This window comes from Bordetella tumbae, from assembly GCF_054780995.1.
On record NZ_BAAGVG010000033.1, the window covers coordinates 1 to 3,201 of the forward strand.

Below are 3,201 nucleotides of genomic sequence, written 5' to 3' on the forward strand. Positions count from 1 at the left end.
CGGGGATTGTCGAGCCGGAAGAATGGACGATGATGTTTGTTGGCATGGCCCCCAACCCCATTGCCGTCAATAACGATCGACCCTTCTTCATCGGTAACTACACCCGCTCATCCGAATCCTATTCGGGTGCTGGCGTTTATTTCAACCTGACTGGCGGGGCCGTTCTCATCCTCGGTAACGACACGGGTGCGAGCAAGGCGGTGACGTTGGCAACCACGCAAACCGCGCCGCATTTCTATGCCGCCCGGTTGAGCGGTGGCACGATCACGTTGCATGACAAGACGCAGGATATTTCTGCCTCTGCGACTGACGACCGAGCGACTCCGTTGGCCAGCAGCACCAACCTGCGTATCGGATCATCTGGGAACGCTACGACCATGTACGGCACGAGCCGACAGCATTGGGCGGGCATAGCTTCTCGCGGGCTGTCTGATGCTGAGATCACTGCCACGTATCAGCAAGTGAAGCGTGCGATGGCTTCGCGTGGCGTGACCATCTGAGTGTGGCGCGATGCACGACAACCATCAATCGCCCGATCCAGATCATCAATACGGGAGGCCCTATGCCTCAAAGGATCACAGAAATGCCTGACGATAAAGCCGCGCTCGTGAAAATGGGTATCGGGGCCTCTGGCGCGGTCTTTTACGGGCTGACGCTGAACGAATGGGTAGCACTAGCAACGCTGGTCTACCTTGCTATGCAAATCGGCCTGTTGCTGCCCAAGTACTGGAAACTTATCACCACCTGGGTCAAGGAACGCCAGCAATGAAGATCGGTACCAAGGTAGCAGGCGGTGCGCTGGCCCTGATCGCCTCTGGCGCATTGGCATTGTTTACGCCTGACCTGCAACAGATGCTCAGCCGCTGGGAAGGCGACGGCCAGAACGTCGTCTATCCCGACAAGCTGGCCAAGAACCTCCCGACTGTCTGTCGAGGAATCACCAAATACACGAGTCCCGAGCCGGTCATCTTGGGCGATTACTGGTCAGACGAGAAATGCCTAGAGGTGGAGCAGATCGTTGTCAGTGAGGGCCAGATCGAGCTGGCCAAGTGCATCAAGGTCTACGTGACGCAGCCAATATTCGACGCGTTCAGCAGCTTCGGCCATAACGTGGGCAACGCCAATGCCTGTGTGAGTGTGGCCATGGGCTTGCTCAATGCCGGTCGCGTGGCCGAGGCCTGTGATGCGATCGCTCACAAGGTGCCGACCAAGCGGCCTAATTGGTCCGTGGCTGATGGCAAGTATGTACCTGGCCTATACAGCCGTCGTCTTGATGAGAGAAAGCAATGTCTATCGGGACTGCACTAATCAGCTGGAAAGGCTATGCCGCTGCTGCTGCGGGTGGAGGGCTAGTAATGAGCGTGGTCGTGGGACTTGGTCAGGAGTGGAGATTAGGATCGCAGATCGCCGAATGCCAGCGCGAGCAAGCACAGACGAAATCTGACGTTGCTACGGCGTCGCTCAATCAGATTACCAACGACATACAGAACATTGCGACCGCGGCTCAACGTGCCAGGGAAACGGCCGAACGATTGCCGGACCAGATAGGAAAAATCTCAAAGGCCTTAAAAGATGCGCAACCTCTTCCTGATGGGTGTCGCCCTGATGCTGACCGCGTGCGCAGCCTCGCCGATTCAGTACGTGCCGCGAATCGTGCCGCCACTGGACAGCGAACTGGCAGCGCCATGCCCTCCAATTCCAGATCCCCCTCCGAACCCTGATGACTATGATGCATGGCAATTATGGATGCAGGAAGAGGTATTAGTGCTGTGGGCAATTTGCGCAAAACGGCATAGTGAAACCATATCGGCGTGGCCTAAGTGAGAACACAAAGCGCTAAAGTCTGATCTCGTCGCCAAAAACCTGCAATTACGATAATTCTCTCCAAGGAATGTCGCAGTTCAATCTTATATAGTCTTTTCCAGCGAGATATATTGTTCTCGTACCGTCTGGATGCTCACAGACAGCATTTACTAGAAAGCGGTACTCTCTTTCAGGAGCAAAATGAGAGGGTTTTGTAAAGGCTAGAGTACGAATCCTGGTAAAAACTTTATTTAGTTCGTCTTCTGTTCCAGATAGTATTTTTAATTCGCGATCAGAATAAAGAACTGCCCGATGATGTGTGTTGAACACGAGCTTACCAGCGGCGATCTTTCCGGACTCCCAGTCCTCTAGAAATCTCGGCTCGAACCAGCCCGGCTCGTGCTGCATTGCTACCATCCTTCCCAAATGCCACGCGAAGAGATCAGCTTTTTCCCACGGGATAGACCAAGAGTCTTCATAAGACTGAAATGGCCTAATGCTTGCATCGTCTAATTGCGACATGCAAAATGTGAAGCCATTGGGTAGCGCTCGGTGTATATCAAACTCCGCCTCAAATACTAAAACGGGATCGCCAAGTCGAACTCGCAGGATTTTTACATGAGTTTCGAGGGCAGTGGGGAGCTTGCAAATCGGAGGATAGCGCTCAGCTTCGAATGAGAATCTCTCGCCCACTAGAGCATTGTAGAAGCGAGCTGGAATCTTTATTGGACCACGTATGCTGACCGCCAGACTGTTGCTTGCTTCGAGCGAATCCGCGATCTCCTGATTTTCGTGTGCACGATAATAATTGAAGGTTCCTAGCTGAATTTGTGCCGCTAGGGTAGTCCTAACGTTATGTTCGGGCCTGCAACTCTTAACTAATCTCATATCTTCTCGCATTGGGTTGTGGCCAGCACGATTTCAACCGGCGCGGATTTTCTTCTTTTCTTATCGTCAGCCACAGAGTCGCTTGTGATGAATTTAGCTGGCGCTACGCTCCGGCAACTGATCGCCAGGCTGCCACTCAGCCAACTGCCAGCGCGCCTCGAAACCATCCTCTGTGACAATCCCAGCGCTCACATCCCCCAGCGCCTGCAACTCGCGCAAATCTGCTGGCGCAGTCTGAACCCATCGCTTGATCACGAACTCTGAGGAGGGAGTGTCTAAATGCTCGACAAGCGCAGGCGCGACGGTAGACAGATAGAGTAGGCCAACGAGGCGATCGCCAAGGATTGCGGCAAGCGCCCACTCGGCGCCCTCATGTGTATCTGATAGAGATTCGGGGATCGGATAGGTCATAGTAATCGTATGTTACAGCCTCATTCCGATCCGGTGCGAATTCGGTGCGAATTCCGTGCGAAACGGTAGACAGTTCCAGACAAAAAAGGGCGGATCGGT

6 protein-coding genes are annotated in these 3,201 nt (G+C 53.9%); 4 read left to right on the forward strand and 2 right to left on the reverse strand.

Features of this window, described 5'->3' with window-relative positions; all coding sequences use genetic code 11:
- From ACYVI2_RS29185 to ACYVI2_RS29200, 4 genes are all read left to right on the forward strand, one after another.
- On the forward strand, positions 1 to 500 hold a 500-nt coding region (locus ACYVI2_RS29185), incomplete at its 5' end, for a hypothetical protein (protein ID WP_460490391.1).
- An 83-nt stretch (positions 501 to 583) separates the two neighbouring features.
- Positions 584 to 769 carry a phage holin family protein gene (locus ACYVI2_RS29190; protein WP_415819006.1) on the forward strand — a complete coding sequence of 62 codons (186 nt, stop codon included), beginning with the start codon at positions 584 to 586 and terminating at the stop codon, positions 767 to 769.
- The gene (locus ACYVI2_RS29195; RefSeq protein WP_415819007.1) at positions 766 to 1,308 is read left to right on the forward strand and encodes a lysozyme; all 543 of its coding nucleotides are present in this window, start codon (positions 766 to 768) and stop codon (positions 1,306 to 1,308) included. Before ACYVI2_RS29190 ends, ACYVI2_RS29195 begins: the two co-directional genes overlap by 4 nt.
- Positions 1,309 to 1,355: 47 nt before the next feature.
- Positions 1,356 to 1,721, forward strand: a complete 366-nt coding sequence (locus ACYVI2_RS29200) for a hypothetical protein (protein ID WP_415819008.1) — start codon at positions 1,356 to 1,358, stop codon at positions 1,719 to 1,721.
- Between the two features lie 148 nt (positions 1,722 to 1,869).
- On the opposite strand, the gene ACYVI2_RS29205 is transcribed toward ACYVI2_RS29200, so the two are convergent.
- Together ACYVI2_RS29205 and ACYVI2_RS29210 are read right to left on the reverse strand one after the other, a co-directional pair.
- Positions 1,870 to 2,691 carry a hypothetical protein gene (locus ACYVI2_RS29205; protein ID WP_415819009.1) on the reverse strand — a complete coding sequence of 274 codons (822 nt, stop codon included), beginning with the start codon at positions 2,689 to 2,691 and terminating at the stop codon, positions 1,870 to 1,872.
- A 93-nt stretch (positions 2,692 to 2,784) separates the two neighbouring features.
- Positions 2,785 to 3,102, reverse strand: a complete 318-nt coding sequence (locus tag ACYVI2_RS29210) for a hypothetical protein (RefSeq protein ID WP_415819010.1) — start codon at positions 3,100 to 3,102, stop codon at positions 2,785 to 2,787.
- Positions 3,103 to 3,201 lie beyond the last annotated feature (99 nt).

Coding starts and splice junctions, on each gene's coding strand:
- ACYVI2_RS29190 (WP_415819006.1), top strand. CDS start 584: ATGCCTGACGATAAAGCCGCGCTCGTGAAAATGGGTATCGGGGCCTCT.
- ACYVI2_RS29195 (WP_415819007.1), top strand. CDS start 766: ATGAAGATCGGTACCAAGGTAGCAGGCGGTGCGCTGGCCCTGATCGCC.
- ACYVI2_RS29200 (WP_415819008.1), top strand. CDS start 1,356: ATGAGCGTGGTCGTGGGACTTGGTCAGGAGTGGAGATTAGGATCGCAG.
- ACYVI2_RS29205 (WP_415819009.1), bottom strand. CDS start 2,691: ATGAGATTAGTTAAGAGTTGCAGGCCCGAACATAACGTTAGGACTACC.
- ACYVI2_RS29210 (WP_415819010.1), bottom strand. CDS start 3,102: ATGACCTATCCGATCCCCGAATCTCTATCAGATACACATGAGGGCGCC.